At 57.8% G+C, this 26007-nt stretch carries 26 protein-coding genes and 1 pseudogene; 19 read left to right on the top strand and 8 right to left on the bottom strand.

What is annotated here, in order from left to right:
* Position 1 precedes the first annotated feature (1 nt).
* From trkA to AC0TOF_RS17095, 9 genes and pseudogenes are all read left to right on the top strand, one after another.
* A complete protein-coding gene (gene trkA, locus AC0TOF_RS17135) occupies positions 2 to 1378 on the top strand; it encodes a Trk system potassium transporter TrkA (RefSeq protein ID WP_122003337.1) in 1377 nt (458 codons plus the stop codon).
* Between the two features lie 59 nt (positions 1379 to 1437).
* Positions 1438 to 1653 (top strand): annotated as a pseudogene (locus AC0TOF_RS17130) (hypothetical protein).
* A 5-nt stretch (positions 1654 to 1658) separates the two neighbouring features.
* Complete coding sequence (gene hfq / locus AC0TOF_RS17125; protein WP_002964239.1) at positions 1659 to 1895, top strand: RNA chaperone Hfq; 237 nt, start codon at positions 1659 to 1661, stop codon at positions 1893 to 1895.
* 202 nt (positions 1896 to 2097) lie between these two features.
* The gene (gene hflX, locus AC0TOF_RS17120; protein ID WP_122003338.1) at positions 2098 to 3516 is read left to right on the top strand and encodes a GTPase HflX; all 1419 of its coding nucleotides are present in this window, start codon (positions 2098 to 2100) and stop codon (positions 3514 to 3516) included.
* Positions 3517 to 3611: 95 nt separating this feature from the next.
* A complete protein-coding gene (gene clpP / locus AC0TOF_RS17115; RefSeq protein ID WP_112588234.1) occupies positions 3612 to 4241 on the top strand; it encodes an ATP-dependent Clp endopeptidase proteolytic subunit ClpP in 630 nt (209 codons plus the stop codon).
* Positions 4242 to 4638: 397 nt separating this feature from the next.
* Complete coding sequence (gene clpX, locus AC0TOF_RS17110) at positions 4639 to 5913, top strand: ATP-dependent Clp protease ATP-binding subunit ClpX (protein WP_121983125.1); 1275 nt, start codon at positions 4639 to 4641, stop codon at positions 5911 to 5913.
* 306 nt (positions 5914 to 6219) lie between these two features.
* Entirely contained in the window at positions 6220 to 8658 is a 2439-nt protein-coding gene (lon, locus tag AC0TOF_RS17105) for an endopeptidase La (RefSeq protein ID WP_122003339.1), read from the top strand.
* Between the two features lie 277 nt (positions 8659 to 8935).
* A complete protein-coding gene (locus AC0TOF_RS17100; RefSeq protein ID WP_006470422.1) occupies positions 8936 to 9211 on the top strand; it encodes an HU family DNA-binding protein in 276 nt (91 codons plus the stop codon).
* Positions 9212 to 9411: 200 nt separating this feature from the next.
* Entirely contained in the window at positions 9412 to 9732 is a 321-nt protein-coding gene (locus AC0TOF_RS17095; RefSeq protein ID WP_473769111.1) for a hypothetical protein, read from the top strand.
* Between the two features lie 41 nt (positions 9733 to 9773).
* Here the strand turns inward: AC0TOF_RS17095 and AC0TOF_RS17090 are convergent, their stop codons facing one another.
* The 3 genes from AC0TOF_RS17090 to AC0TOF_RS17080 all read right to left on the bottom strand — a co-directional run bounded on the left by AC0TOF_RS17090 (position 9774) and on the right by AC0TOF_RS17080 (position 14274).
* Positions 9774 to 10355, bottom strand: a complete 582-nt coding sequence (locus AC0TOF_RS17090) for a hypothetical protein (protein ID WP_473769110.1) — start codon at positions 10353 to 10355, stop codon at positions 9774 to 9776.
* Between the two features lie 120 nt (positions 10356 to 10475).
* Positions 10476 to 13400 carry an excinuclease ABC subunit UvrA gene (gene uvrA, locus AC0TOF_RS17085; RefSeq protein WP_473769109.1) on the bottom strand — a complete coding sequence of 975 codons (2925 nt, stop codon included), beginning with the start codon at positions 13398 to 13400 and terminating at the stop codon, positions 10476 to 10478.
* Between the two features lie 397 nt (positions 13401 to 13797).
* Complete coding sequence (locus AC0TOF_RS17080) at positions 13798 to 14274, bottom strand: hypothetical protein (RefSeq protein ID WP_473769108.1); 477 nt, start codon at positions 14272 to 14274, stop codon at positions 13798 to 13800.
* A gap of 115 nt (positions 14275 to 14389) precedes the next feature.
* On the opposite strand from AC0TOF_RS17080, the gene ssb reads away from it, so the two are divergent.
* On the top strand, positions 14390 to 14905 hold the full coding sequence (gene ssb, locus AC0TOF_RS17075; protein WP_006470425.1) for a single-stranded DNA-binding protein: 516 nt from the start codon (positions 14390 to 14392) through the stop codon (positions 14903 to 14905).
* Positions 14906 to 15192: 287 nt separating this feature from the next.
* Here the strand turns inward: ssb and arsH are convergent, their stop codons facing one another.
* The 5 genes from arsH to phnF form a co-directional block, all read right to left on the bottom strand.
* On the bottom strand, positions 15193 to 15906 hold the full coding sequence (arsH, locus tag AC0TOF_RS17070) for an arsenical resistance protein ArsH (RefSeq protein WP_473769107.1): 714 nt from the start codon (positions 15904 to 15906) through the stop codon (positions 15193 to 15195).
* The gene (gene arsC, locus AC0TOF_RS17065) at positions 15903 to 16313 is read right to left on the bottom strand and encodes an arsenate reductase (glutaredoxin) (protein ID WP_473769106.1); all 411 of its coding nucleotides are present in this window, start codon (positions 16311 to 16313) and stop codon (positions 15903 to 15905) included. The genes arsH and arsC overlap by 4 nt, the downstream gene beginning before the upstream one ends.
* Positions 16310 to 17371, bottom strand: coding sequence for an ACR3 family arsenite efflux transporter (gene arsB, locus AC0TOF_RS17060; RefSeq protein WP_473769105.1), 1062 nt, complete (start codon positions 17369 to 17371; stop codon positions 16310 to 16312). The genes arsC and arsB overlap by 4 nt, the downstream gene beginning before the upstream one ends.
* A gap of 144 nt (positions 17372 to 17515) precedes the next feature.
* On the bottom strand, positions 17516 to 17875 hold the full coding sequence (locus AC0TOF_RS17055; protein WP_473769104.1) for an ArsR/SmtB family transcription factor: 360 nt from the start codon (positions 17873 to 17875) through the stop codon (positions 17516 to 17518).
* Between the two features lie 152 nt (positions 17876 to 18027).
* Positions 18028 to 18777, bottom strand: a complete 750-nt coding sequence (gene phnF / locus AC0TOF_RS17050; protein ID WP_473769103.1) for a phosphonate metabolism transcriptional regulator PhnF — start codon at positions 18775 to 18777, stop codon at positions 18028 to 18030.
* 133 nt (positions 18778 to 18910) lie between these two features.
* Between phnF and phnG the strand changes: the two genes are divergently transcribed.
* The 9 genes from phnG (at position 18911) to phnN (ending at position 25953) form a co-directional block, all read left to right on the top strand.
* Positions 18911 to 19426, top strand: coding sequence for a phosphonate C-P lyase system protein PhnG (gene phnG / locus AC0TOF_RS17045; RefSeq protein WP_473769102.1), 516 nt, complete (start codon positions 18911 to 18913; stop codon positions 19424 to 19426).
* Positions 19426 to 20034 (top strand): phosphonate C-P lyase system protein PhnH, encoded by a 609-nt coding sequence (phnH, locus tag AC0TOF_RS17040; RefSeq protein WP_473769101.1) that lies wholly within the window; start codon positions 19426 to 19428, stop codon positions 20032 to 20034. The genes phnG and phnH overlap by 1 nt, the downstream gene beginning before the upstream one ends.
* A 2-nt stretch (positions 20035 to 20036) precedes the next feature.
* A complete protein-coding gene (locus AC0TOF_RS17035; protein WP_122003351.1) occupies positions 20037 to 21146 on the top strand; it encodes a carbon-phosphorus lyase complex subunit PhnI in 1110 nt (369 codons plus the stop codon).
* Positions 21143 to 22024, top strand: a complete 882-nt coding sequence (locus tag AC0TOF_RS17030) for an alpha-D-ribose 1-methylphosphonate 5-phosphate C-P-lyase PhnJ (RefSeq protein WP_473769100.1) — start codon at positions 21143 to 21145, stop codon at positions 22022 to 22024. Before AC0TOF_RS17035 ends, AC0TOF_RS17030 begins: the two co-directional genes overlap by 4 nt.
* A complete protein-coding gene (gene phnK / locus AC0TOF_RS17025) occupies positions 22021 to 22797 on the top strand; it encodes a phosphonate C-P lyase system protein PhnK (protein ID WP_113474744.1) in 777 nt (258 codons plus the stop codon). Before AC0TOF_RS17030 ends, phnK begins: the two co-directional genes overlap by 4 nt.
* Before the next feature lie 67 nt (positions 22798 to 22864).
* Positions 22865 to 23584 (top strand): phosphonate C-P lyase system protein PhnL, encoded by a 720-nt coding sequence (gene phnL / locus AC0TOF_RS17020; RefSeq protein WP_473769099.1) that lies wholly within the window; start codon positions 22865 to 22867, stop codon positions 23582 to 23584.
* Positions 23581 to 24237 (top strand): DapH/DapD/GlmU-related protein, encoded by a 657-nt coding sequence (locus tag AC0TOF_RS17015; protein ID WP_473769098.1) that lies wholly within the window; start codon positions 23581 to 23583, stop codon positions 24235 to 24237. Before phnL ends, AC0TOF_RS17015 begins: the two co-directional genes overlap by 4 nt.
* The gene (locus tag AC0TOF_RS17010; protein ID WP_473769097.1) at positions 24230 to 25369 is read left to right on the top strand and encodes an alpha-D-ribose 1-methylphosphonate 5-triphosphate diphosphatase; all 1140 of its coding nucleotides are present in this window, start codon (positions 24230 to 24232) and stop codon (positions 25367 to 25369) included. The genes AC0TOF_RS17015 and AC0TOF_RS17010 overlap by 8 nt, the downstream gene beginning before the upstream one ends.
* Before the next feature lie 5 nt (positions 25370 to 25374).
* Entirely contained in the window at positions 25375 to 25953 is a 579-nt protein-coding gene (gene phnN, locus AC0TOF_RS17005) for a phosphonate metabolism protein/1,5-bisphosphokinase (PRPP-forming) PhnN (RefSeq protein WP_473769143.1), read from the top strand.
* Positions 25954 to 26007 lie beyond the last annotated feature (54 nt).

Below are 26007 nucleotides of genomic sequence, written 5' to 3'. Positions count from 1 at the left end.
CATGCGGGTAATCGTTTGCGGAGCAGGGCAGGTCGGATACGGCATCGCCGAGCGGCTTGCCGCCGAGGAAAACGATGTCTCGGTTATCGACACCTCGGCCCGCCATATCGAGATCGTGCGCGACACGCTTGATGTGCGCGGATTTGTCGGGCACGGCTCGCAACCGGACGTGCTTGCTGCCGCTGGCGCCGACGAAGCGGATATGATTATCGCCGTCACCTTGTCCGATGAGGTCAATATGGTGGCCTGTCAGGTGGCGCATTCGGTCTTCAACGTGCCCACCAAGATCGCCCGTATCCGCGCCCAGTCCTACCTCAAGGCCGAATATCAGGACCTGTTCCTGCGCGAAAACCTGCCGATCGACGTCATCATCTCGCCAGAGGTGGAAGTGGGCGAGGTGGTCCTGCGGCGCATCGCCTTGCAGGGCGCGACGGACGTGCTGCGCTTTGCCGACGACAAGATCATCGGCCTAGCCATAGAATGTCTTGAGGAATGTCCGGTCATCAATACGCCACTGAAGCAGTTGACCGATCTGTTTCCCGATCTTGCGGCAACTGTCGTTGGCGTGGTGCGCAATGACAGCCTTTTCATCCCGCGTTCTTCGGACGAACTGAATGCAGGCGATCTCGCTTATGTGGTGACGACGCGCGAGCAGGTCCGCCGCACATTGGGTCTGTTCGGGCACGAGAAACCGGAAGCCAGCCGCATCGTTATCGCGGGCGGCGGCAATATCGGCTTGTACGTCGCCAAGGCCATCGAGGACCGCAAATGGCACACGCGCGTCAAGATGATCGAAAGCGAGCACGAGCGCGCCTTCGCCATCGCCGATCAGCTGAAGCGCACCATGGTCTTGCATGGCAGCGCGCTCGACCAGAACCTGCTCCAGGAGGCCGATATTCAGGACGCCGACCTCATGGTCGCGCTCACCAATCAGGATCAGGTCAATATCCTGTCGAGCATCATGGCGAAACGGTTGGGCTGCAAGTCCAACATGGCGCTGCTCAATACGGTTGCCTATCAGGATTTCACCCACATGGTGGGGATCGACGCCTATATAAACCCGAAGGCGGTCACGATTTCCAAAATCCTCCAGCATGTCCGGCGAGGCCGAATCCGTGCGGTCTATAGCGTTTATCGCGACATGGCCGAACTGATCGAAGCCGAGGCTCTGGAAACCTCCTCGCTCGTCGGCGCACCGCTGCGCGATCTCGACTTGCCCGAAGGTCTGCGAATCGGTGCGATTTATCGTGACGGGCAGGTGATCCGCCCGAACGGCGATGTGCGCATCAAGCCGAAGGATCGCGTCGTCATTTTCGCAACATCCGACGCAGTAAAACACGTTGAGCAGATGTTCCGTGTCAGTCTGGAGTTCTTCTGATCGACGGCTCAGGGACAAAGAGGTTTCGCCAAGTTCGGCGTGACATTTGACGTCCCTGTATGGTCGGCCCTGTCAGAATTTGGCAGGAGGCTAATGAAATTGACGGTTGCACAAAGATTCCCATCCTGTTAACCGAAGCTGAATAGCGAAGCAGTTGTCTTTCCACAGCAATTGCAGTCGGGCATCGGTTTTGCACGCACCGGTGCTTGATTTATGTGCATGCGCGTGTTCGTTTAACGCATCGCGAGCTGGCTGCTGATCGATTAAAGGAATAAAAACAATGGCTGAACGATCGCAAAATCTGCAAGACCTTTTTCTGAACTCTGTACGCAAGCAGAAAATTTCCCTGACGATTTTCCTTATCAATGGCGTCAAACTGACCGGCATTGTAACGTCTTTCGATAATTTCTGCGTGCTTCTGCGCCGTGACGGTCATTCGCAGCTTGTCTACAAGCATGCGATCTCGACGATCATGCCAAGCCAGCCAGTGCAGATGTTCGAAGGCGAAGAAGCCTGACGCTTTCCGAATGGCATTGGAGCGCAATGGCCGACGTTGTTTCGCTCCAGTTTTTTGTTTCTGCGGATGATAGCCGGACATGCACTGCCTGTCCGGCTCGTCATGTTTAAACAGTCCGGGGCGTCTTTCATTTGAAACAGCTTTCGCGGTGACTTATCTGCATGGGCAGATAAAGCGCGTTTCCGCGTCCCCGGAGTGAACATTGTCCAAATTCAAGGATAAGAAGCCGACATCTGCCGATGCAGACAAGGGTTTCGAATTTTCAGAACCAGAGCCCACAAGGGCAGCCGTTATCGTTCCCATCCTTCCAGAGCGGTATAATACGGGTACGTCAGCGGAAGATGGGGCTCGCCCCGAATTCCAGCGCTCGAATGAGGCGCGTCTTGAAGAAGCCGTCGGACTTGCCCGCGCGATCAGCCTCGACATCGAACATGCCGAAATCGCCATTGTTGCCAATCCTCGTCCCGCGACCCTTCTGGGCACGGGCAAGGTGGAGGCAATTGCCGAGGTTGTGAAAGAAAAGGCCATAGGGCTCGTGATCGTCGATCACGCGCTGACCCCGGTGCAGCAGCGCAATCTCGAAAAGGAATGGAACGTCAAGGTCATCGACCGAACGGGACTTATCCTTGAAATTTTCGGCGAACGTGCGCGCACCAAGGAAGGCGCATTGCAGGTCGAACTGGCGCATCTGAACTATCAGAAGGGCCGTCTGGTCCGAAGCTGGACCCACCTTGAACGCCAGCGCGGCGGTGGCGGCTTTCTCGGCGGTCCGGGTGAAACCCAGATCGAAGCCGACCGCCGTCTGCTGCAGGACAAGATTCTGAAGATCAAGCGCGAGCTGGAAACGGTGGTGCGAACCCGCACGCTGCATCGCCAGAAGCGGCGCAAGGTGCCGCATCCGATTGTTGCGCTCGTCGGTTATACCAATGCTGGAAAGTCCACGCTTTTCAATCGCATGACAGGTGCGGAAGTGCTGGCAGAAGACATGCTCTTCGCGACGCTCGACCCGACATTGCGCCGCATTCGCCTGCCGCATGGCGAGACGGTTATCCTGTCGGATACGGTGGGTTTCATCTCGAACCTCCCGCACCATCTGGTCGCCGCATTCCGCGCCACGCTTGAAGAAGTGGTTGAAGCCGATCTGATCCTGCATGTCCGCGACATTTCCGATCCGGACAATGCCGCGCAGGCCGAAGACGTGGAAAGCATTCTGGCGGGCCTGGGCATCGAGCCTCAGGACCGCAAGCGCGTCGTCGAAATCTGGAACAAGATCGACAATCTGGACGAAAGCGGGCGCGAAGCCGCCTTGCGCCTTGCTGCTGCCGGCAGCGAGGAGGGGCGTCCCATTCCGCTTTCGGCCATTACCGGTGAAGGCGTTGACAGGTTGCTTTCGCTGATCGAAACCCGGATAGCGGGGTCGCTCGGCGCGGTCGATGTGCTGCTGTCTCCTTTCGAGCTTCATCTTCTCGACTGGATTTACCAGCATGGCAGCAATGTCGAGCGCGAAAATCTGGAAGACGGCTCCGTTCGCATCAGGGCCCGGCTGACGGAAGTAGCCCGCAAGACGCTGGACGAGAAACGCGGGATTCGGCCTGAAAAGCCGGAGTCCGACTGGGAATAGAGCGCCACTTGCGGAACAGGGGCGCAACGCCCTATGTATGGAAACGTACGATTCAGAATTATTCACTTCGCCATAAAGTTATCCAGAGGCCCATAATGAGAGATCCGATCGAAACCGTCATGAACCTCGTCCCGATGGTGGTTGAGCAGACCAACCGTGGCGAACGGGCCTATGATATTTTCTCGCGCCTTCTGAAGGAACGCATCATCTTCGTGAACGGACCGGTTGAAGACGGAATGTCGATGCTGGTATGCGCGCAGCTTCTCTTTCTCGAAGCGGAAAACCCGAAGAAAGAGATCAACATGTACATCAATTCGCCCGGCGGCGTCGTGACGTCCGGCATGGCGATCTATGATACGATGCAGTTCATCCGCCCGCCGGTTTCCACGCTTTGCATGGGCCAGGCTGCTTCGATGGGCTCGCTGCTTCTGACGGCAGGCGCCACCGGCCAGCGTTATGCGCTGCCGAATGCGCGTATCATGGTCCACCAGCCATCGGGCGGCTTCCAGGGGCAGGCCTCGGACATTGAGCGCCATGCGCAGGACATCATCAAGATGAAGCGCCGCCTGAACGAGATCTACGTCAAGCACACGGGCCGCGATTACGAGACGATCGAACGCACGCTCGACCGCGACCATTTCATGACCGCGCAGGAAGCGCTCGAATTCGGCCTCATCGACAAGGTGGTCGAAGCGCGCGACGTTGGCGCGGACGAATCGAAGTAAGAGCCGGAATCTCCGGCTCGCGCCTGTTTTTAGCGCCCTTTGCCACAAAAGGGGCCCATTTCTTGCAACTACGTGATGGTTAACGCGCCGCGTTAAGCATCTGTTGGGGTTCGGGGCGCTAAACTTGGCCGGATTATGCCGAATCTTTGCCGGGAACATATTTTTCATTTGTTCGGCGGTGCAGCTTCTGCAACAGTCCCCATATGGCTCCTTCGGTCGGGGAGCCATGCGGTGAGAGGAATCCTGAGACTACAGGCCCTGGATGACGGCAAGCGCGTATCTGCTGCTGTCATGAGCGGCGGGAGGTGCGTTTCTCCTCCAGCACTGGGTCCGAACCGGAAGAAACGATCGATCTGGACGCCTTGCGTTCATTTCGGTCAATTGAAAGGAAACTGCGATGAGCAAAGTCAGCAACAGCGGCGGCGATTCCAAGAATACGCTTTATTGCTCGTTCTGCGGCAAAAGCCAGCATGAAGTGCGCAAGCTGATTGCAGGCCCGACCGTTTTCATCTGCGACGAGTGCGTCGAACTCTGCATGGACATCATCCGCGAGGAAAACAAATCCTCCATGGTGAAGTCGCGCGAGGGCGTGCCGACGCCGCAGGAAATCATGGCCGTTCTTGACGATTACGTCATCGGCCAGAAGGATGCCAAGCGCGTTCTGTCGGTTGCGGTACACAATCACTACAAGCGTCTCGCCCATCAGTCGAAGAACAGCGACATCGAGCTTGCGAAGTCGAACATTCTGCTCGTGGGTCCCACGGGGTGCGGCAAGACCTATCTTGCCCAGACGCTCGCCCGCATCATCGATGTGCCGTTCACCATGGCCGATGCGACGACGCTGACGGAAGCAGGCTATGTCGGTGAAGATGTCGAGAACATCATCCTGAAGCTGCTTCAGGCTGCCGATTACAACGTGGAACGCGCACAGCGCGGCATCGTCTATATCGACGAAGTCGACAAGATCAGCCGCAAGTCGGACAATCCGTCCATCACGCGCGACGTGTCGGGCGAGGGCGTCCAGCAGGCGCTTCTGAAGATCATGGAAGGCACTGTCGCTTCCGTGCCGCCGCAGGGTGGCCGCAAGCATCCGCAGCAGGAATTCCTGCAGGTGGACACGACGAACATCCTTTTCATCTGCGGCGGCGCTTTTGCCGGTCTGGACAAGATCATCTCCGCACGCGGTGAAAAGACCTCCATCGGCTTCGGCGCAACCGTCAAGTCGGTCGATGAACGCCGCATCGGTGACGTGTTCAAGGAACTGGAGCCGGAAGATCTTCTGAAATTCGGCCTCATTCCGGAATTCGTTGGCCGTCTGCCGGTGATCGCGACGCTCGAAGACCTCGATGTCGACGCTCTGGTACAAATCCTGACCGAGCCGAAGAATGCGCTCGTGAAGCAGTATCAGCGCCTGTTCGATATGGAAAATGTCGAGCTAAGCTTCCACGACGATGCCCTGCGGGCGATTGCCAACAAGGCGGTCGAGCGCAAGACGGGTGCACGCGGATTGCGTTCGATCATGGAAAAGATCCTGCTCGATACGATGTTCGAGCTTCCGACGCTGGAAGGCGTGCAGGAGGTGGTTATTTCCGGTGATGTGGTGGATGGCAGCGCCCGTCCGCTCTATATCTATGCCGAGCGGCAGGACGAAAAGGGTAATGTTTCCGCCTGAGCGGAAAGATGACCGAGCAAAAGGCCGCGCAAGCGGCCTTTTTCATGTGCTGAGCTTGCGTGGGGCTCAACCTGCAACTATTGCAGGGCACAGCAATCAGGGTACATGCTAAGCTGGATATTGTACTAATGCACCGCACAGCGCAGGATAGATGACGATTCTATGAAAGTCGGCCCGATAAAGCCTATTGAATTGCCGGGTTAGGCTCTCCAAGTATGGACCGAAGCACATTCGTGACCTGCCTCATGACGAAAGGGGGCGCGGATGTGGCAGTCAGGTTGAAAAACCTGAGAAAGGACTTGAACTATGACGAGTACTGAACAGAAGACACCACTGGGTGGCTCTGAAGCGGGCGGCGCGGACGGGCTCTATGCCGTTTTGCCGTTGCGTGACATCGTCGTTTTCCCCCATATGATCGTTCCGCTTTTTGTCGGCCGCGAGAAGTCCATTCGCGCGCTGGAGGAAGTGATGGGCGTGGACAAGCAGATATTGCTTGCCACCCAGAAGAACGCCGCCGATGACGATCCGGCACCGGATGCGATTTATGAAATCGGCACGATTGCCAATGTGCTCCAGCTTTTGAAGCTGCCGGACGGCACCGTCAAGGTGCTGGTCGAAGGCACGGCGCGCGCCAAGGTTTCCAAGTTCACCGACCGTGAGGACTATCACGAGGCCTATGCTGCGGCTCTGCCGGAGCCGGATGAAGATGCCGTCGAGATCGAGGCGCTTGCCCGCTCGGTGGTTTCCGACTTCGAAAACTACGTCAAGCTGAACAAGAAGATTTCGCCGGAAGTGGTTGGCGCCGCCAGCCAGATCGACGATTATTCGAAGCTTGCCGACACGGTTGCCTCGCATCTCGCGATCAAGATTCCCGAGAAGCAGGAAATGCTGTCCATCCTCTCGGTGCGCGAGCGCCTTGAGAAGGCACTTTCCTTCATGGAAGCCGAAATCTCGGTTCTGCAGGTTGAGAAGCGTATCCGCAGCCGCGTCAAGCGCCAGATGGAGAAGACTCAGCGCGAATACTATCTCAACGAGCAGATGAAGGCGATCCAGAAGGAGCTTGGCGATGGCGAGGACGGTCGCGATGAAGCGGCTGAACTCGAAGAACGCATCAACAAGACCAAGCTTTCCAAGGAAGCCCGCGAAAAGGCACAGGCCGAGCTGAAGAAGCTGCGCTCCATGAGCCCGATGTCTGCCGAGGCAACGGTCGTGCGCAACTATCTCGACTGGCTGCTGTCCATTCCGTGGGGCAAGAAGTCGAAGATCAAGCAGGACCTGAATTTTGCCGAGGAAGTGCTTGATGACGAGCATTTCGGCCTCGACAAGGTCAAGGAGCGCATCGTCGAATATCTCGCGGTGCAGGCTCGCTCGACCAAGATCAAGGGCCCGATCCTCTGCCTCGTCGGACCTCCCGGCGTCGGCAAGACCTCGCTCGCCCGTTCGATTGCCAAGGCGACAGGCCGTGAATATGTCCGCATGTCGCTCGGCGGCGTGCGCGACGAGGCCGAAATCCGCGGTCACCGCCGCACCTATATCGGCTCGATGCCCGGCAAGGTCATCCAGTCGATGAAGAAGGCGAAGAAGTCCAACCCGCTCTTCCTGCTCGATGAAATCGACAAGATGGGCCAGGATTTCCGCGGCGATCCGTCATCGGCCATGCTCGAGGTGCTGGACCCTGAACAGAACTCGACCTTCATGGATCACTACCTTGAGGTCGAATATGACCTGTCGAACGTCATGTTCGTGACGACGGCCAATACGCTGAATATTCCGGGTCCGTTGCTGGATCGTATGGAGATCATCCGTATTGCCGGCTACACCGAGGACGAAAAGCTCGAGATCGCCAAGCGGCACCTGCTGCCGAAGGCAATCAAGGACCACGCCCTGCAACCGAAGGAGTTTTCGGTCACGGATGAAGCACTGCGCAATGTTATCCGCCTTTACACGCGGGAAGCAGGTGTGCGCAGCCTCGAACGCGAACTGATGACGCTGGCGCGCAAGGCCGTGACCGAAATCCTGAAGTCGAAGAAGAAGTCGGTGAAAGTCACCGAAAAGAACCTCTCCGACTATCTGGGTGTCGAGCGGTTCCGCTTCGGCCAGATCGACGGCGAAGATCAGGTTGGCGTCGTGACCGGCCTTGCCTGGACGGAAGTCGGCGGCGAATTGCTGACCATCGAAGGCGTCATGATGCCCGGCAAGGGCCGCATGACCGTCACGGGTAATCTCCGCGACGTGATGAAGGAATCGATCTCGGCGGCGGCATCTTATGTCCGCAGCAGGGCAATCGACTTCGGCATCGAGCCGCCGCTGTTCGACAAGCGCGACATTCACGTGCACGTGCCGGAAGGCGCGACGCCGAAGGACGGTCCGTCCGCCGGCATCGCCATGGTCACGGCGATCGTCTCCGTGCTGACCGGCATTCCGGTGCGCAAGGACATCGCAATGACGGGCGAAGTCACGCTGCGCGGTCGCGTTCTGCCAATCGGCGGTCTCAAGGAAAAGCTCCTCGCGGCTCTGCGCGGCGGCATCAAGAAGGTTCTGATCCCGGAAGAAAACGCCAAGGATCTGGCGGATATTCCGGACAATGTGAAGAACAGTCTTGAGATCGTTCCGGTGTCCCGCGTGGGTGAGGTGCTGAGGCACGCTCTGGTTCGCGAGCCCGAGCCGATTGAATGGACCGAGCCCGCAAATGCGACACCGGTCCCTTCGGTCGAGGAAGAGGCTGGCGCCTCGATGCCCCATTAAGACATTTCCGGCAAACGTTCGAACGGGTTTGCTTATTGGGAATGTACTGAAATGAACTTCTGGCAGGCGATTCTGATTCAGTCGGATAGCCCTGCCGGAAGCTGTCTATCAGGACCAACAATCGAAATGCCGGGCAAATTGCCCGGCATTTCTGTGTTTAACCCCGGTTTTCCGGGGTTTTTTCACGTTGACAGGCTTGGTTTGTGAAACGATTTGAATAAACTCCGACCAATCCGGTCACGTTATCCGTTCCGGTAGATAAAGAAAGGAAATGCCAATGAACAAGAACGAATTGGTTGCCGCAGTTGCGGAAAAGGGCGGTTTGACGAAGGCTGATGCCGGTACTGCTGTTGACGCCGTACTCGCTGCTGTTACCGGCGCCCTGAAGGCTGGTGAAGAAGTCCGTCTGCCTGGCTTCGGCGTTTTCTCCGTTTCGCACCGCGCTGCCTCGACCGGCCGTAACCCGTCGACCGGCAAGGAAGTTGCTATTCCGGCTCGCAACGTGCCGAAGTTCTCGGCTGGCAAGGGCCTGAAGGACGCCGTAAACGGCTAATCATGATCTGGAGAGTGAAAGCTCTTCGAACGGATCGTGACGATAAATTTCCAGCCCTCGCGGCATGATCGCGAATGGCTGTCGAGAAGGCCCGGTTTATCCGGGCTTTTTTCGTATGCTGAGGTGGGGGATCTGCTTCCACATACTGTCGCAACGTGGCACGTTGTGGACAATTATCGTTGGCTGATTTGGAGGCGTCTATGCTCGCCGTTGGTTTAATGGGTTTTGCAATAAGCGTGCTGCTGGCGGTGGCCGCTAACAGCCGGTTTGGGGAACTTGAGCGGCTTCCCATGCAGTGGGGTTTATCAGGCCAGATTAACTGGACGGCACCGCGCCTCTTGGCTCTATCCTTTGCCCCGGTGCTTTACGCCGTGCTGGCTGGCATATTCATTTGGGCAGCGGAGCATGATCCCGAAAAATACACTGCAAAATCGGTGGGCATAGTGCTGATCGCATTGATTGCGGTACAGATCCTCCACTTGTGGATGATCGATCGTTATCGGTTAAAGCTGCTCAAATAACGGAAGCCGGAAACTGTTCGCAGCTAAGGGATATGGCTCTCTCATGGAGCGTCCTGCTTTGGACATCGCGCCATAATCAAAACCGTGTCTGGAGAGCGAATGAGCAGCATATCGTCATAGGGGCGCGTAATGGTCACAACACCATTATTCCTCTGCAATATCGCGGATATCATTCTCTTCTCCGCCGGAGAAACAGCATCGCCATCAGCAATCCCCAGCCTGCGCACAAGCGGCTGAACGTCAGTATACGAACCGAACTGGTTTTCAGAGCGGGCCGTATAAATGGCGGATGACGGGTTTTTGCTGGCGGGCGCAGTGGTCGCTTCGAATGAATACGGGCTCAGAACTCGAACAGCTATTCTTCCAAGACTCGAGGGTTTGCAAAACAGATCAAGTTTTGCTGGATCAATTTTAGCTGGCTCCAGAGTGCTGATCGCAAACCAGTCTCCATCAAGACCAGCAAAAATCTTCTTGCGATATGCTTCTGGATTGGTGAAGTCGCCCACCAGAGTTTCCATGGTGGCTTTGTAGCGATCAAAAATGTTGGTCGTGTCAGCTAAAACCGGCGTAGCAGTGAACGCCAGTAGTGGACAGACGACCAGGCTAAGAATGCTGTGCCGCATGTCTATCCCCATCGGTCAGATTGTTTGCACCTTATCTCACAAGTGGCGATAAAAGTGCAAAAAGCCGTGGGGATAGGCATCAACAAGGGATGTTGGAGGCTCTACACACGCGAGCCGTTCCTACTCCGCCGCCTCTGAATCGCGCTTGGGGCGGCGTTCCAGCAGTTCCTTGAGGAAGTGGCCGGTGTAGGAGCGCTTCTCCTTCACAATGTCTTCCGGACGGCCCACGGCGACAATCTCGCCGCCGCCATCGCCGCCTTCCGGTCCAAGGTCGATCACCCAGTCGGCGGTCTTGATGACTTCGAGGTTATGCTCAATCACTACGACCGTATTGCCCTGTTCGACCAGTTCGTGCAGCACTTCCAAAAGCTTCGCCACATCATGGAAGTGCAGGCCGGTTGTCGGCTCATCCAGAATATAGAGCGTGCGGCCCGTCGCGCGGCGCGACAGTTCCTTGGCAAGCTTCACGCGCTGCGCTTCGCCGCCGGAAAGCGTCGTTGCCTGCTGGCCGACCTTGATATAGCCAAGCCCCACCTTGACGAGCGTTTCCAGCTTGTCACGCACCGCAGGCACGGCGGAGAAGAACTCCGCGCCTTCCTCAACCGTCATATCCAGCACATCGGCGATGGACTTGCCTTTGAACAGGACTTCCAGCGTTTCGCGGTTGTAACGCTTGCCGTGGCAGACGTCGCAGGTCACATACACATCCGGCAGGAAGTGCATCTCGATCTTGATGACGCCATCGCCCTGGCAGGCCTCGCAGCGCCCGCCCTTCACGTTGAACGAGAAGCGGCCTGGCTGATAGCCGCGTGCCTTGGCTTCCGGCAGACCCGCGAACCAGTCGCGGATCGGCGTGAAGGCGCCGGTATAGGTCGCCGGGTTGGAGCGCGGGGTGCGGCCAATCGGAGACTGGTCGATGTCGATCACCTTGTCGAGGAATTCCAGCCCTTCGATACGGTCATGCTCTGCCGGATGCTCACGCGACCCCATGATGCGGCGCGAAGCGGCCTTGAACAGCGTTTCGATCAGAAAGGTGGACTTGCCGCCGCCTGAAACGCCGGTGACGGCGGTGAAGGTGCCGAGCGGAATATCCGCCGAGACATTTTTGAGGTTGTTGCCGCGCGCGCCCACCACCCGGATGCGCTTGGATTTCTCAATCTTGCGCCGTTCCGCCGGAACCGCAACCTCCATCGCGCCCGACAGATATTTGCCGGTCAGCGAGTTTGCGTTGGACATCACATCCTGCGGCGACCCCTGAGCGATGATCTTGCCGCCGTGGACACCAGCCGCCGGGCCGATATCGACCACATAATCGGCGGTCAGGATCGCATCTTCATCATGTTCGACCACGATGACCGTATTGCCGAGATCGCGCAAGTGGCGCAGCGTGTCGAGAAGGCGGGCATTGTCGCGCTGATGCAGGCCGATGGACGGCTCATCCAGCACGTAAAGCACGCCCGTCAGACCCGAGCCGATCTGCGAGGCAAGACGGATGCGCTGGCTTTCTCCGCCCGACAATGTGCCGGAATTGCGCGCCAGCGTCAGGTAATCGAGACCGACGTCGTTGAGGAATTGCAGGCGCTCGCGGATTTCCTTGAGAATGCGGGCGGCAATTTCGCGCTGCTTGTCGTTGAAGCTGCTATCAATGTCATGGAACCAGGCATCGGCCTTGCGGATAGACATTTCGGTGATTTCACCGATATGCTTCATGCCAAGCTTGACCGCCAGCGCTTCCGGCTTCAGGCGGAAACCGTTACAGGCAGGGCAGGGCGTCGAGGCCATGAAGCGCTCGATATCTTCACGCGACCAGGCGGAATCGGTCTCCTTCCAGCGGCGTTCCAGATTGGGGATGACACCCTCGAACGGCTTTGTCGTCTGGTAAGAGCGCAAGCCGTCATCATACTGGAAGGTGATTTCCTTGCCCTTGGTGCCATAAAGAATGGCCTGCTGCGCTTCTTCCGAGAGATCAGCCCATTTTGCGCCGATCTTGAAGCCATAGGTTTTGCCGAGCGCTTCCAGCGTTTGATTGTAGTAAGGCGAGGAGGATCGCGCCCACGGGGCAATCGCGCCGTCCTTCAACACTGCCGTTTCGTCGGGAACGATCAGATTCGGATCGATGGCCTGCTGCGTGCCGAGACCGTCACAGGTCGGGCAGGCGCCGAACGGATTGTTGAACGAGAACAGGCGCGGCTCGATTTCGGGAATGGTGAAGCCGGACACCGGGCAGGCGAACTTTTCCGAGAAAAGAATCCGCTCATGGGTTTCGTTGGCCGACTTGTTGGCAGCGCCGCCTTCCGCCGTTTCTTCGGGCGGCAGCGGCTTGTCGGCGAATTCGGCAACGGCCAGACCTTCGGCAAGCTTGAGGCAGGTTTCCAGGCTGTCGGCGAGGCGGGTTGAAAGGTCCGCGCGCACCACGACACGGTCAACCACCACGTCGATATCGTGCTTGTACTTCTTGTCCAGTGCCGGAACGTCGGCGATTTCATAGAAGGTGCCGTCTACCTTGACGCGCTGAAAGCCCTTCTTCTGGAGCTCGGCCAATTCCTTCTTGTACTCGCCCTTGCGCCCGCGCACGATGGGCGCGAGGATATAGAGGCGGGTGCCTTCCTCAAGCGCCATGACGCGATCAACCATCTGGCTGACGGTCTGGCTTTCGATGGGCAGGCCGGTCGCGGGCGAATAGGGCACGCCGACACGCGCGAAGAGCAGGCGCATATAGTCGTAGATTTCGGTGACGGTGCCGACCGTCGAGCGCGGATTGCGGCTCGTCGTCTTCTGCTCGATGGAAATGGCGGGAGACAGGCCGTCGATCTGGTCGACATCCGGCTTCTGCATCATTTCCAGGAACTGGCGCGCATAGGCCGAAAGGCTTTCGACATAGCGGCGCTGGCCTTCCGCATAGATCGTATCGAAGGCAAGCGAGGATTTGCCCGAGCCGGAAAGACCCGTCATCACGATCAGCTTGTCGCGAGGCAGATCGAGATCGACATTTTTCAAGTTGTGTTCGCGCGCGCCACGTATGGAAATGAATTTCTGATCGCTCATTCCGCGTCCTGCCTGCTCATTATGCCATGGATAAACGGGCGCCGAATGGTGAAACACGTCGCGCCGGTACCTAATATGGGGTGGAACCCTCCAATAAGAAGGGGTCTCGGGTCATTCATCGATGCACTCTTATCATTAGAACAAATATCGAACAACCAGCCTTCTGATAGGCGATACGAAATGTGAACGCAAGAGCGTTGACTGTCACTCCTGACAGGAGCAGACTACCCTTACTCGCTGATAGCGGAGAGGTGCCGCGGTGGGATGACACGGCATCGGCAAGAGGTCCGCAGGAGGCGGGAGATCCAGTAGGGAGGTAAAGGAGCATGAGTCCACCTGACTACGTTGCCTAGCTTTCACAAGGATGAAAGCACGATCCGTTTCGGTTGCGGCAGCATCATTTCGCAAGGAATGATGCCTCGTTGATCGAAAGTGCGATTGCCGACAATTTGAATTTGCGCGGAATGCAAATGGCCGTGCGCCTTTGTGATCCGAAACCACCTGTTGGCGAATTATTGCCGACACATGAGCATCGCTCCAACCCAAGCCCTGCGCGCCAAAGATACAGTGAGCGGCAGGGCTTTTCCTTGGAAATCTGAACGGCCTCGCGGAGCACCTGCGGTTGTCGATTCATGAGGCACGCGAAGGCTGTTTTGAAATTAAGGCAGATGCGGTTTTTCACGCTGAAATAAGGAAAACTGCATTTTCCGTACAGGAAACGGTGCAAAAACCCATGAAAATTTGTGGCGAAGGCATGTCTTTTTAGTGTTGAAGGTTGCAATTTGAACAAAACAAGAACATAAACTCTGTGGACATTGACAAATTCACCGCGCCGGATTGAGCGCTCATTGAGCCAGTCCTGTAAGGTGAACATATGAGTTTCTGGTGATGGCGCATCATTGCGCCTGAGCCTTCATTTGGAAAGCGCCTCTTGTCCGTGCGAAGACATGCGGAAAGGGTGCGCGTGCGAGACCCGGAGTAATTTTTCGATGGCTGGTAGCGTCAACAAAGTCATTCTGGTCGGCAATCTTGGTGCCGATCCGGAAATTCGTCGCCTGAACTCGGGCGATGTGGTTGCCAATCTGCGCATTGCAACGTCGGAAAGCTGGCGCGACCGTCAGACCGGCGAACGCAAGGACCGCACCGAATGGCACAGCGTCGTCATTTTCAACGAGAACCTTGCCAAGGTCGCGGAACAGTATCTGAAGAAGGGCGCCAAGGTTTATATCGAAGGCGCGCTCCAGACCCGCAAATGGCAGGACCAGAACGGCAATGACCGTTACTCGACGGAAGTCGTGCTGCAGAAGTTCCGTGGTGAACTGCAGATGCTCGACAGCCGTGGCGAAGGCGGCGGTGAGGGCCGTTCGTTTGGCGGCGGCGGCAACCGCAACCAGATGTCGGATTACTCCGGTGGCGGCGGCGACTTCGGTTCGTCCGGTCCATCTTCGGGCGGCGGCAGCGGCGGTGGCTTCTCCCGCGATCTGGACGACGAAATTCCGTTCTGAGAACGAGTATAATCCAATTTATTAGTGAAATTCGATAAGGCGCTGTTTTACGGCGCCTTTTCTGTTTGTTGAATTGATGTTCTTGCATTCACATCGGCAGAAATACCCCGCCTGAAACCGGAGCATGATTCCGAAAAGGGGAACCACCTACGCAGGGAAATCAGTCTATCGGACTGAATTCTGATCCTGCCCGGATCGGATGAAATCACGCCCAAACAATAGCTTGCGGCGGGATGGCGATTCAACTTGAATGCATCCCGCTGCCTGAGCGCCAGACTGCCGGAATGTCAGATCGATTGCAGAGAAACACGCTTTTCAAGCTGGGCAGCGGCTTCTTTCCGTTCGCTGTAGCGATTTGTCAGATGCTCTGAAATCCTACGTGTCAGCAGGGTAAATTTCATCAGTTCTTCCATGACATCGACCACGCGATCGTAGAAAGATGAGGGCTTCATACGGCCAGCATCATCGAATTCCTGCCAAGCCTTGGCAACCGATGACTGATTGGGAATGGTAATCATCCGCATCCACCGGCCCAGAATGCGCATCTGATTGACAGCATTGAAGCTCTGCGAACCGCCGGAAACTTGCATCAGGGCCAGTGTTCGCCCTTGCGTGGGTCTGACAGCGCCGCCGGGTAACGGAATCCAGTCGATCTGCGATTTCATGACGGCACTCATCGCGCCATGGCGTTCAGGGCTTGTCCAGACCTGGCCTTCCGACCAAAGCATCGCCTCGCGCAGTTCTTGAACCTTCGGGTGGTCCGGCGCCCCATCGTCCGGCAAAGGCAAGCCATCGGCATGGAAAACGCGGGTTTCCGCGCCCATTGCATCAAGCAGTCGCTGCGCTTCCAGCATCAGGAAACGGCTATAGGAGCGTTCGCGCAACGACCCGTAGAGCAGCAGGATACGAGGCCTATGTTCCGGAAAAGGCGCGCGAAGAGCATTCTCATCCGGCAGAAGAAAGGATTTCCGGTCGAGGTTGGGCAAGTCCGCGTCTGTCATTTCCGTTCTCCATAGGTGACCTGCTCACCGTCTTCCTTGGTGAAGGAAGCAACCGGGTTTTCCAAGAGCGGCAGAACCAGTTCGGAGGGACGGCATAGCCTGGTGCCGCGCGGTGTTTCTACAATCGGCCGGTTGATCAGAATCGGATGGGCCATCATGAAGTCGATCAACTCGTCATCGGTCCATTTCGGATCTGACAGGCCGAGTTCGCCATAGGGTGTACCTTTCTCGCGCAGCAGTTCACGCGGCGTCAGCTTCATTGCCGCCAGCAAGCCGAGCAGACGATCCCGCGTGGGCGGGTTCTGCACATATTCGACAATCACAGGCTCTTCGCCGCTCGCCCGGATCATCGCCAGCGTATTGCGCGAGGTGCCGCATTTCGGGTTGTGAAAAATAGTGACGGTCATCGGGAGTTTCCTGTCTGTGTAGCGGGCTTTTGATCTGTGCCGCGTTCATACCAGTCTTTGGAGCGGTTCACGATCCAGACGACCGACAGCATGACTGGCACTTCCACCAGAACGCCGACCACGGTGGCGAGGGCTGCGCCGGATGAAAAGCCGAAAAGGCTGATTGCAGCGGCGACGGCAAGCTCAAAGAAATTCGACGCGCCGATCAGGGCCGACGGTCCGGCAACGCTGTGTTTTTCGCCGGACAGGCGGTTGAGAAGATAGGCCAGCCCCGAATTGAAATAGACCTGAATGAGGATCGGCACTGCCAGCATGGCGATGATGAGCGGCTGCGCGATGATCTGCTCGCCCTGAAAACCGAAGAGCAGGACGAGAGTGGCAAGCAGCGCGACAAGAGAAAGCGGTTGCAGCGTCTTCAGCGGCCTGTCGAGCGCGCCTTGTCCGCCACCCGCCAGCAGGCTTCGCCGGATGATTTGCGCAAGGATCACCGGAATGACGATATAGAGGACAACGGAAAGAACGAGCGTATCCCATGGAACTGTAATCGCCGAAAGCCCGAGTAAAAGCCCGACAATCGGAGCAAAGGCTATGACCATGATGGCGTCATTCAATGCGACCTGGGACAAGGTGAAGTGCGGCTCCCCTTTTGTCAGGCTGGACCATATGAAGACCATGGCCGTGCAAGGTGCTGCGGCAAGGATGATAAGGCCTGCAATGTAAGAGTCGATCTGATCGGCAGGCAGATTCGGGCGGAAAAACCAGCCGATGAACAGCCAAGCAAGAAGCGCCATCGAGAACGGCTTGACGGCCCAGTTGATAAACAGCGTGACACCGATGCCCCGCCAGTGCCGGCCGACTTGCCGAAGTGCGGCGAAGTCGATTTTCAAAAGCATGGGAATAATCATCAGCCAGATGAGAACGGCGACGGGAATATTGACCTTGGCAATCTCGGCGGAGCCGATAGCGTGGAATAGCGTCGGGAAAAGATGCCCCAAAGCGACGCCCGCGACAATGCAAAGAGCAACCCAGACGGTCAGATACCTTTCAAAGACAGACATCAGCGTTGCTCCACGTGGCTTTGCATGTCCGCGTCAGACCGTTTTTCATGGGCGAATGACTGCCCGCGCGCACGCCGGGCGCCAGGTGAAACCGATTTATCATTTTAACGTCCGTTGGGGTGAACTGGCGTCGCCAGAACGTGGTTATTGAGTGGCGTCAGCCGTCTTGGGTTCGCAGCAAGGTGTCAGGCTTTGGAGCAGAGGCGCGCAGAGTTCGGCGCTGCCGCCGCAACAATCCTTGATCATGAAAAGCGTCAGTTCGCGAAACTGATCCAGATCCGCGCGATAGATGATCGAACGGCTGTGCCGCTCGCTCTTGACGAGGCCAGCCCGTGACAGGGTAGCCAGATGGGCGGACATCGTATTTTGCGGAATGTCCAACATACGGGCCAACTCGCCCGCCTTGATTCCGGCAGGTTCGTGTCGAACCAGCAATCGAAAGGTATCAAGCCTTGTCGATTGGGCGAGGGCGGCCAGAGCCGAGATTGCCGAGTCGTTTTCCATATATCTAGAATAATGGATATATCATGCGCGTCAAGTTGCGATCTGGTGTGGCCATCCAGCCCATGGGTTCTGCCAGGGTTGAGATACAGCCACAGCCCTCAAAATGCCCAGCCGCCACAGAGGCTTACCCAAAACTGCATGAAGCAGACTTCTCAGCCGTTCTCGTCATTCTCGATAGAGAATTCCATGCGGTCTGCCGAAAAACGGGTCAAGGAATATTGGATCGGCTTTCCTTCCGTATCGATATTCACCGCCCGCGCCGTAAGTACGATGGCGCCGGGAGACAGTTTCAGGTTTCTAAGGTCTTCCGGGTCGGCGTGGCGGGCCGATATGACCGTCGATTTTCGCAGATAGTCGGCAATACCGGCGGCTTTGAAAGCAGCCGTGATCGAGCCGCTTTCCGCATAATCCTTCACAAAGGAAGGGAATCGAGCGGCATTAATCCAGTGGGTGGCCGTCGAAACAGGGTAGCCATCGGCATTGTGCATTGTTTCGAGCCGGATCACCTCTTCGCCGGGATGCAGTTCCAGCGCATGGGCGATATCCGGAGAGGCGGGTTCGATGGCTGAAGCCAGTAAAATCCCCTGCATTTCCCGCACCTGCGAGGCGAGCGACTGAGAAATGCGGGTGCGGCGCCCGATCTGGTAGGTGAGGCGTTTTGCATTGGCGACGAAAGTGCCGCGTCCCTGTTCGGCACGCAGCACTCCTTCCTGTGTCAGCGCGGCGATGGCGCTGCGCACCGTATGGCGATTGACCCCGAACCTGTCGGCCAACTCCATCTCGGCAGGCATGCGCGCGCCAGACTGAAGCTTCCCGGCTCTGATCTCGCCACGAATCTCGTCGGCAATCTGCCGCCAGATGGCAACGCCGCTGTTTCTCTCAATTCGTCCACTCTTTTTCATCAGCGCCTTTGTCATCAACTGTCATCGTCCTGTCATTGGCAGGGTGTAATCATTCTGATATTGTATAGTTGTCTATATAACTAGACAATAAGGGCGATCAGGTCAACTGAATTAGATAGGGCGGAAAAAGCTCATGCAGACAACGCGACACAGCACAGGCGAAAGTGAAGCTCGCGCCGCCGCTGGAAGCAGGCCGACAGCGGATGCGGTGCAGATTGCACGGCAGGCAAGCATGGCGCTGCTTGCGCAGGCGAGTGGCGAAGAGCTTAAGGCGCTTTGGCAAAACTGGACGGAAAAGCCGCAATTTGAAGTTTTGCGCGGTCCTGAAACCGGGCTGGTCATGCTGCGCGGGCGCATCGGCGGCGGCGGCGCTCCTTTTAACGTTGGTGAAGCGACCGTCACGCGGGCGACCGTTCGTCTGGCAAACGGTTTCGTCGGCCATGCCTACGCGCTGGGCCGCGATCAGGAGAAGGCAAAGCTTGCCGCCCTGTTCGACGCAATCTGGCTCGATGAGGGAAAGCGCAGCGCCGTTGAAAGCGAAGTGCTGGACGTGCTGCGCCATCGCATGAATGCCGCTGATGACAAGCTGCGCGGCGAAGCTGCCGCCACCAAGGTCGATTTCTTCACAATGGTTCGGGGAGACAACTAATGCTCCAATCTTCTGCTTTCGAAGGCGGACTGGCCGATCCGGTCAATGAGGCGCAGTCGGCTTTTCATGGCGTTATGCACGCCATGGCCAATCCCGGCCAAATCTATCCGCTGGCGCGTGCAGCCACGCCGCCGCAGCCGCTGACGCCGGAGCTGGGCGTTATTGCAGCCACTCTGCTCGATCACGACGCCAGCATATGGGTTGATGCTGAAATTGCCGCCAATCAGGAGGCAGCGGCCTGGCTGACTTTCCATACCGGCGCGCCAATCATTGAGGAGCAGTCGAGGGCACAGTTCGCGCTCGTGACAAATGCGCAATCGCTGCCAGCGCTTTCTTCCTTTGCGCAAGGCGAACCGGAATTCCCCGATCGTTCGACCACGGTGGTTCTCGCCGTTGCGTCTCTGACAGACGGGCAGGGTTTTGTGTTGAACGGCCCCGGCATCAATGGCGAGCGCAAGCTGCATGTCGATGGTCTGCCGCAGGATTTCATCCGGCAATGGCACGAGAACGGTGCGCAATACCCGCTCGGCATTGATCTTGTTCTGGTCTGCGACGGCGCCGTTGCAGCACTTCCCCGCACAACCAGAATTTCTGCTCTGGAGGGCTGAAAATGTATGTTGCCGTAAAGGGTGGCGAAACGGCCATCCGCAATGCCCACCGCCTTCTCGATGATCGTCGTCGCGGCGACCGTGCAGTTCCAGCACTTCGTCTTGACCAGATTGCCGAACAGCTGGCGCTGGCCGTTGATCGCGTTATGGCCGAAGGCTCGCTCTATGACCGTGAATTGGCGGCCCTTGCCATTCGCCAGTCGCGCGGCGATCTGATCGAGGCAATCTTTCTGGTGCGGGCCTATCGCACAACCTTGCCGCGCTTCGGCTATTCGCGTCCCATGGAAACCGCGCAAATGCTGATCGAGCGGCGCATTTCGGCGACCTATAAGGATCTGCCGGGCGGCCAGTTGCTCGGGCCTACCTTCGACTACACGCATCGACTTCTCGATCCCAATCTGGCTGGCGATGTGGCTGTGCCGGAACCGGAAACGCGCTCTGCGGAGCCGGAAGAAACGCCACGCGTGACCGATATTCTGGGCGTCAACGGCATGATCGAGGATGACGGCTCGCTGCCGGAAGGGCACGAGCCGGGCGACCTGACCCGCGAACCGTGGACGTTTCCGATGGAACGCGACCTGCGCTTGCAGGCGCTGGCGCGCGGCGACGAAGGCTTTCTGCTGGCGCTCGGCTATTCCACGCAGCGCGGCTATGGCAACACGCATCCTTTCGTCGGTGAAATCCGCATTGGCGAAGTGGAGGTCGAGTTCGACGTGCCGGAACTGGGCTTTGCCGTCTCGCTCGGTCGCGTGCAGCTGACCGAATGCCAGATGGTCAACCAGTTCAAGGGTTCTGCCAAACAGCCGCCGCAGTTTACACGCGGTTATGGGTTGGTGTTCGGCCAGAGCGAGCGCAAGGCCATGTCCATGTCGCTCTGCGACCGTGCGCTGCGCGTGCGCGAATTCGATACGGATGTGACCGCTCCCGCACAGGATGAGGAATTCGTCATTTCCCATTCCGATAATGTGCAGTCCACCGGCTTTGTCGAGCATCTGAAACTGCCGCATTACGTTGATTTTCAAGCCGAACTCGAACTCATCCGCCGCATGCGCGCGGAATATGAGCAAGCGAACAACGATACCGAAAGTTTGGCAAAGGAGGCCGCAGAATGAGCGATCTGGCCAATTACAATTTTGCCTATCTGGACGAACAGACCAAGCGGATGATCCGCCGCGCCATTCTGAAGGCCATCGCGATCCCCGGTTATCAGGTGCCGTTTGCCAGCCGTGAAATGCCGATGCCCTATGGCTGGGGCACCGGCGGCGTGCAAGTCACAGCCTCGATCATCGGGCCGGACGATGTGCTGAAGGTTATCGATCAGGGTGCCGACGACACGACCAATGCCGTCTCCATCCGCGCCTTCTTCCAGAAGACCGCCAATGTTGCCGTCACCACCCATACGGGCGAGGCGACGATCATCCAGACCCGTCACCGCATCCCGGAATATCCGCTGACCGAAGGGCAGGTGATCGTCTATCAGGTGCCGATCCCGGAGCCGCTGCGTTTTCTGGAGCCGCGTGAAACCGAAACCCGCAAGATGCATGCGCTTGCCGAATATGGCCTCATGCATGTGAAGCTTTATGAGGACATTGCGCGGCACGGCCATATCGCCAAGACCTATGATTATCCGGTGATGATCGAGGGGCGCTATGTGATGGCGCCTTCGCCGACGCCGAAATTCGACAATCCGAAAATGCATATGTCTCCGGCCTTGCAGTTGTTCGGCGCGGGCCGCGAAAAGCGCATCTACGCCGTGCCGCCCTATACGGATGTCGTGAGCCTCGATTTCGAGGATCATCCGTTCGAAGTGCAGAAGTTCAAGGAACCATGCGCGCTTTGCGGGGCGAAGGGCGTCTATCTCGATGAAGTCGTGCTGGATGATCGCGGCGGCTCGATGTTCGTCTGCTCCGACACCGATTTTTGCGAAGACCGGCAGGCCAACGGGCATTTTGGTCATCTGTCCGCCAATAACAAGGAGGCCGCAGAATGAGCGAGCAACCTCTACTGAGAGTGAACAGCCTGTCGAAATTCTATGGCAATCGCCGTGGCTGCGCGGATATTTCCTTCAATCTGTGGCCGGGCGAGGTGCTGGCCATCGTGGGCGAATCCGGTTCCGGCAAGACGACGCTGCTGAACAGTCTGGCCACCCGTCTGGAACCCACTTCCGGCACCGTTGAATACCGGATGCGTGACGGTGAATTTCGCGATCTTTACAAGATTGGCGAGGCGGAACGCCGCTTCCTGATGCGGACGGACTGGGGCTTTGTGCACCAGAATCCGGCTGACGGGTTGCGCATGACGGTTTCGGCTGGCGCCAATGTCGGCGAACGCCTGATGGCCGTCGGTGAACGCCATTACGGCAATATTCGCTCGACGGCCACGGAATGGCTCGGACGTGTCGAAATCGCCTCTGATCGCATTGACGATCAGCCACGCGCCTTTTCAGGCGGCATGCGCCAGCGCTTGCAGATTGCCCGCAATCTGGTGACCGCTCCGCGCCTCGTCTTCATGGATGAACCGACCGGCGGCCTTGATGTGTCGGTGCAGGCGCGCCTTCTCGATCTCCTTCGCGGCCTTGTCAGCGATCTCGGCCTGTCGGTGATTATCGTGACGCATGATCTCGCCGTGGCGCGTCTTCTGTCCCATCGCATCATGGTCATGAAAGACGGCCATATTGTCGAGCAGGGCTTGACGGACCGCGTGCTCGACGACCCGCAGGCGCCTTATACGCAGTTGCTTGTATCGTCAATTCTGCAGGTTTAGTAAATTAAAACAGATGTTTATTGCATGTTGTTCCTAAATTAGCCGAACTTCATGCGTGAGGTGAAAAATGCCTATGTTGCAAACATCAGCCCCGCTTGCCGTCACCGATGTGACGAAAACCTTCGTCATGCATTTGCAGGGCGGCATCGAACTTCCGGTCGTGCGCGGCGTCAATTTTGAACTCCGCGCCGGTGAATGCGCCGTGCTTGGCGGACCTTCGGGTGCGGGCAAAAGCTCGATCCTGAAAATGGTCTACGGTAATTATGCGGTCAATGGCGGCTCGATCCTGATCCGTCATGAAGACCGCACGGTGGATCTTGCCATAGCCGATCCGCGTGAGGTGCTGGCCGTGCGTCGCGATACGATCGGCTATGTCAGCCAGTTTTTGCGCACGCTGCCGCGCGTTGCGGCAATCGATGTGGTTGCCGAACCGCTCGTTGCGCGTGGCGTTGATCGTGAAGCGGCGCTGAACCGCGCCCGCGAACTTCTGGCGCAGCTCAATCTGCCGGAAAGGCTGTGGGCCTTGCCGCCAGCCACCTTCTCCGGCGGCGAACAGCAGCGCGTGAATATCGCACGCGGTTTCATCACGGATCATCCGGTATTGCTGCTCGACGAGCCGACCGCCTCGCTTGATGCGAAGAACCGCGCGGTCGTGGTCGATCTCATCAAGACCAAGAAGGAGCAAGGCGTCGCCATGCTTGGCATCTTCCACGATGAAGACGTGCGCTCGGTAGTTGCTGACCGAATCATTGACGTGACGGCTTTCTCTCCGAGGGGGCTGGCATGACCAAACTCTCGGTAGAACCACTGGTTCACGAAACGGCCATCGTCAACGGCTGCACACTCGGGCGCTATACGGAGATCGGCGAGCGCAGCCGCGTCTCGGAAACCGTGCTGGGCGATTACTCCTATCTTGGCGTCGACTGCGAAATCTGGTGCGCGGAGATTGGCAAGTTTTCCAATATTGCCAGCCACGTGCGCATCAACGCCACCAACCATCCGACATGGCGTCCGACACTGCATCATTTCACCTATCGTGCCGGGGATTACTGGCCGGAAGAAAAGGATGAGACCGAGTTTTTCGAGTGGCGTCGCGGCAATGCCGTGAAGATCGGCCACGACACTTGGCTTGGCCATGGTTCCACCATTTTGCCGGGCGTAACGGTCGGCAATGGTGCGGTTGTCGGTGCCGGAGCCGTGGTGAGCAAGGACGTAGCGCCCTATACGATCGTGGGCGGCGTGCCTGCGCGTCTCATCCGCGAACGCTTCGACGCTGCAACCGGCAATCGCCTTGACCGGCTGGCCTGGTGGGACTGGAGCCATGATCGTCTGCGCCAGGCGCTCGATGATTTCCGCGCGCTCGATATCGAAGCCTTCCTCTCGAAATATGAAACAGCCGCCATCACAAATGCGGTCATGAAAGAGCTGTCCAATGGCTAATGAAATCGTTCTGAAAAACGCGCGGATCGTGCTCGCTGACGAGATTATTTCCGGCTCCATCCTGATCCGTGACGGCAAGATCGCAGCCATCGATCAGGGCAGCGCCAATGGCGGCGACGACATGGATGGCGATTATATCATTCCGGGATTGATCGAGTTGCACACCGACCAGCTTGAAAGCCACTATGCGCCGCGCCCGAAAGTGCGCTGGAATGTCGATGCCGCCGTGCAGGCGCATGACGCGCAAGTGGCGGCATCGGGCATCACCACCGTATTCGACGCGATGCGCGTCGGCTCCGACTATGACCGCGATTTCGTCGGCAAGGATATGCGGATGCTCGCGGATGCGATTGAAAGCGGCGTGCGCGAAAACCGCCTGCGTGCCGACCATTTCCTGCATCTGCGCTGCGAAGTTTCCTCTGCCGATTGTCTCGAAACATTCGAGCTTTTCGCAGGCGATGATCGCGTAAAACTTGCTTCGCTCATGGATCACGCCCCCGGACAGCGGCAATTCGTTGATCTTGAGACCTATCGCACCTATTACATGCGCAAGATGAAGCTCACGGATGAGGAGTTCCGGGTGCATTGTGAAAAGCGCATGGCGGATTCGGACGCCTATTCCGCCAGACACCGGCGCGCCATCGCCGAACTGGCGACAACGCGCGGCATCGTTCTGGCGAGCCACGACGATGCGACCAGTGCGCATGTCGATGAATCGCTCGACCATGGCGTGCGGATTGCCGAATTCCCGACCACGATGGAAGCCGCCAACGCGTCGAAAGGCGCGGGCCTCTCGATCCTCATGGGCGCGCCGAACATCGTTCGCGGCGGCTCGCATTCCGGCAATATTGCCGCGCGCGATCTGGTGGACAATGGCAGCCTCGACATTCTTTCCTCGGATTACATTCCTTTCAGCCTCATTCAGTCGGCTTTCGGTCTGGCTTCCGGCGAACGACCGATTGCGCTTCCCGATGCCATCCGCCTTGTGACCAAGAATCCTGCCGACGCGATGGCCATGGATGATCGCGGCGAGATCGCCATCGGCAAGCGCGCCGATCTGGTCCGTGTACGTCCGAAAGGCGCGATTCCGGTTGTCCGCACGGTGTGGCGTGAAGGCGAACGGGTGCTTTGATGCAGATGCAATCCAAGAGGCCGAAAGGCTGTTTCGTCGCCGTCGTCGGCCCCAGCGGGGCCGGCAAGGATACGATCATGGATGCGGCGCGTGTGGCTCTTGCGGGCGACACGCGTTTTCACTTCGTGCGTCGCACCATCACCCGCCCGCAAATGCCGGGAACGGAAGATCACGACAGTCTGGACGAAGCGGCGTTCGCGAAATCGGCGGGTGAGGGTGCATTCGCCCTGCACTGGCAGGCGCATGGCTTGAGCTATGGATTGCCGAAATCGCTGGAGGGGGAAATCGCGGATGGAACGGTGGTTATCGCCAATGTTTCGCGCCGGGTTCTCAGCGATATTCGCAGACTCTATGCGTCGCGTTCGGTGGTCGTGATAACGGCCCGACCGGAAGTTCTGGCGGAGCGGCTCGCATCGCGCGGCCGCGAAAGCCGCGAGGAAATCGTGGCGCGACTGGCGCGTGAAGTCAGCTTCGATGACGGTGCGGGAGACGTTGTCACAATAGACAATTCCGGTGAAGTCGGCCTATCCACAAAAGCCTTCCTGTGCCATCTGCAAGAAATCAGCGTTAAAACAATCGCTTGATTAGATTTCCTATAGTGACGTGTAAATTTACACAAACGTCATTGTGCTTTCATT

The organism is Ochrobactrum sp. PL_is501 (assembly GCF_055816895.1).
This window is presented reverse-complemented; position numbering and strand designations above follow the sequence as displayed.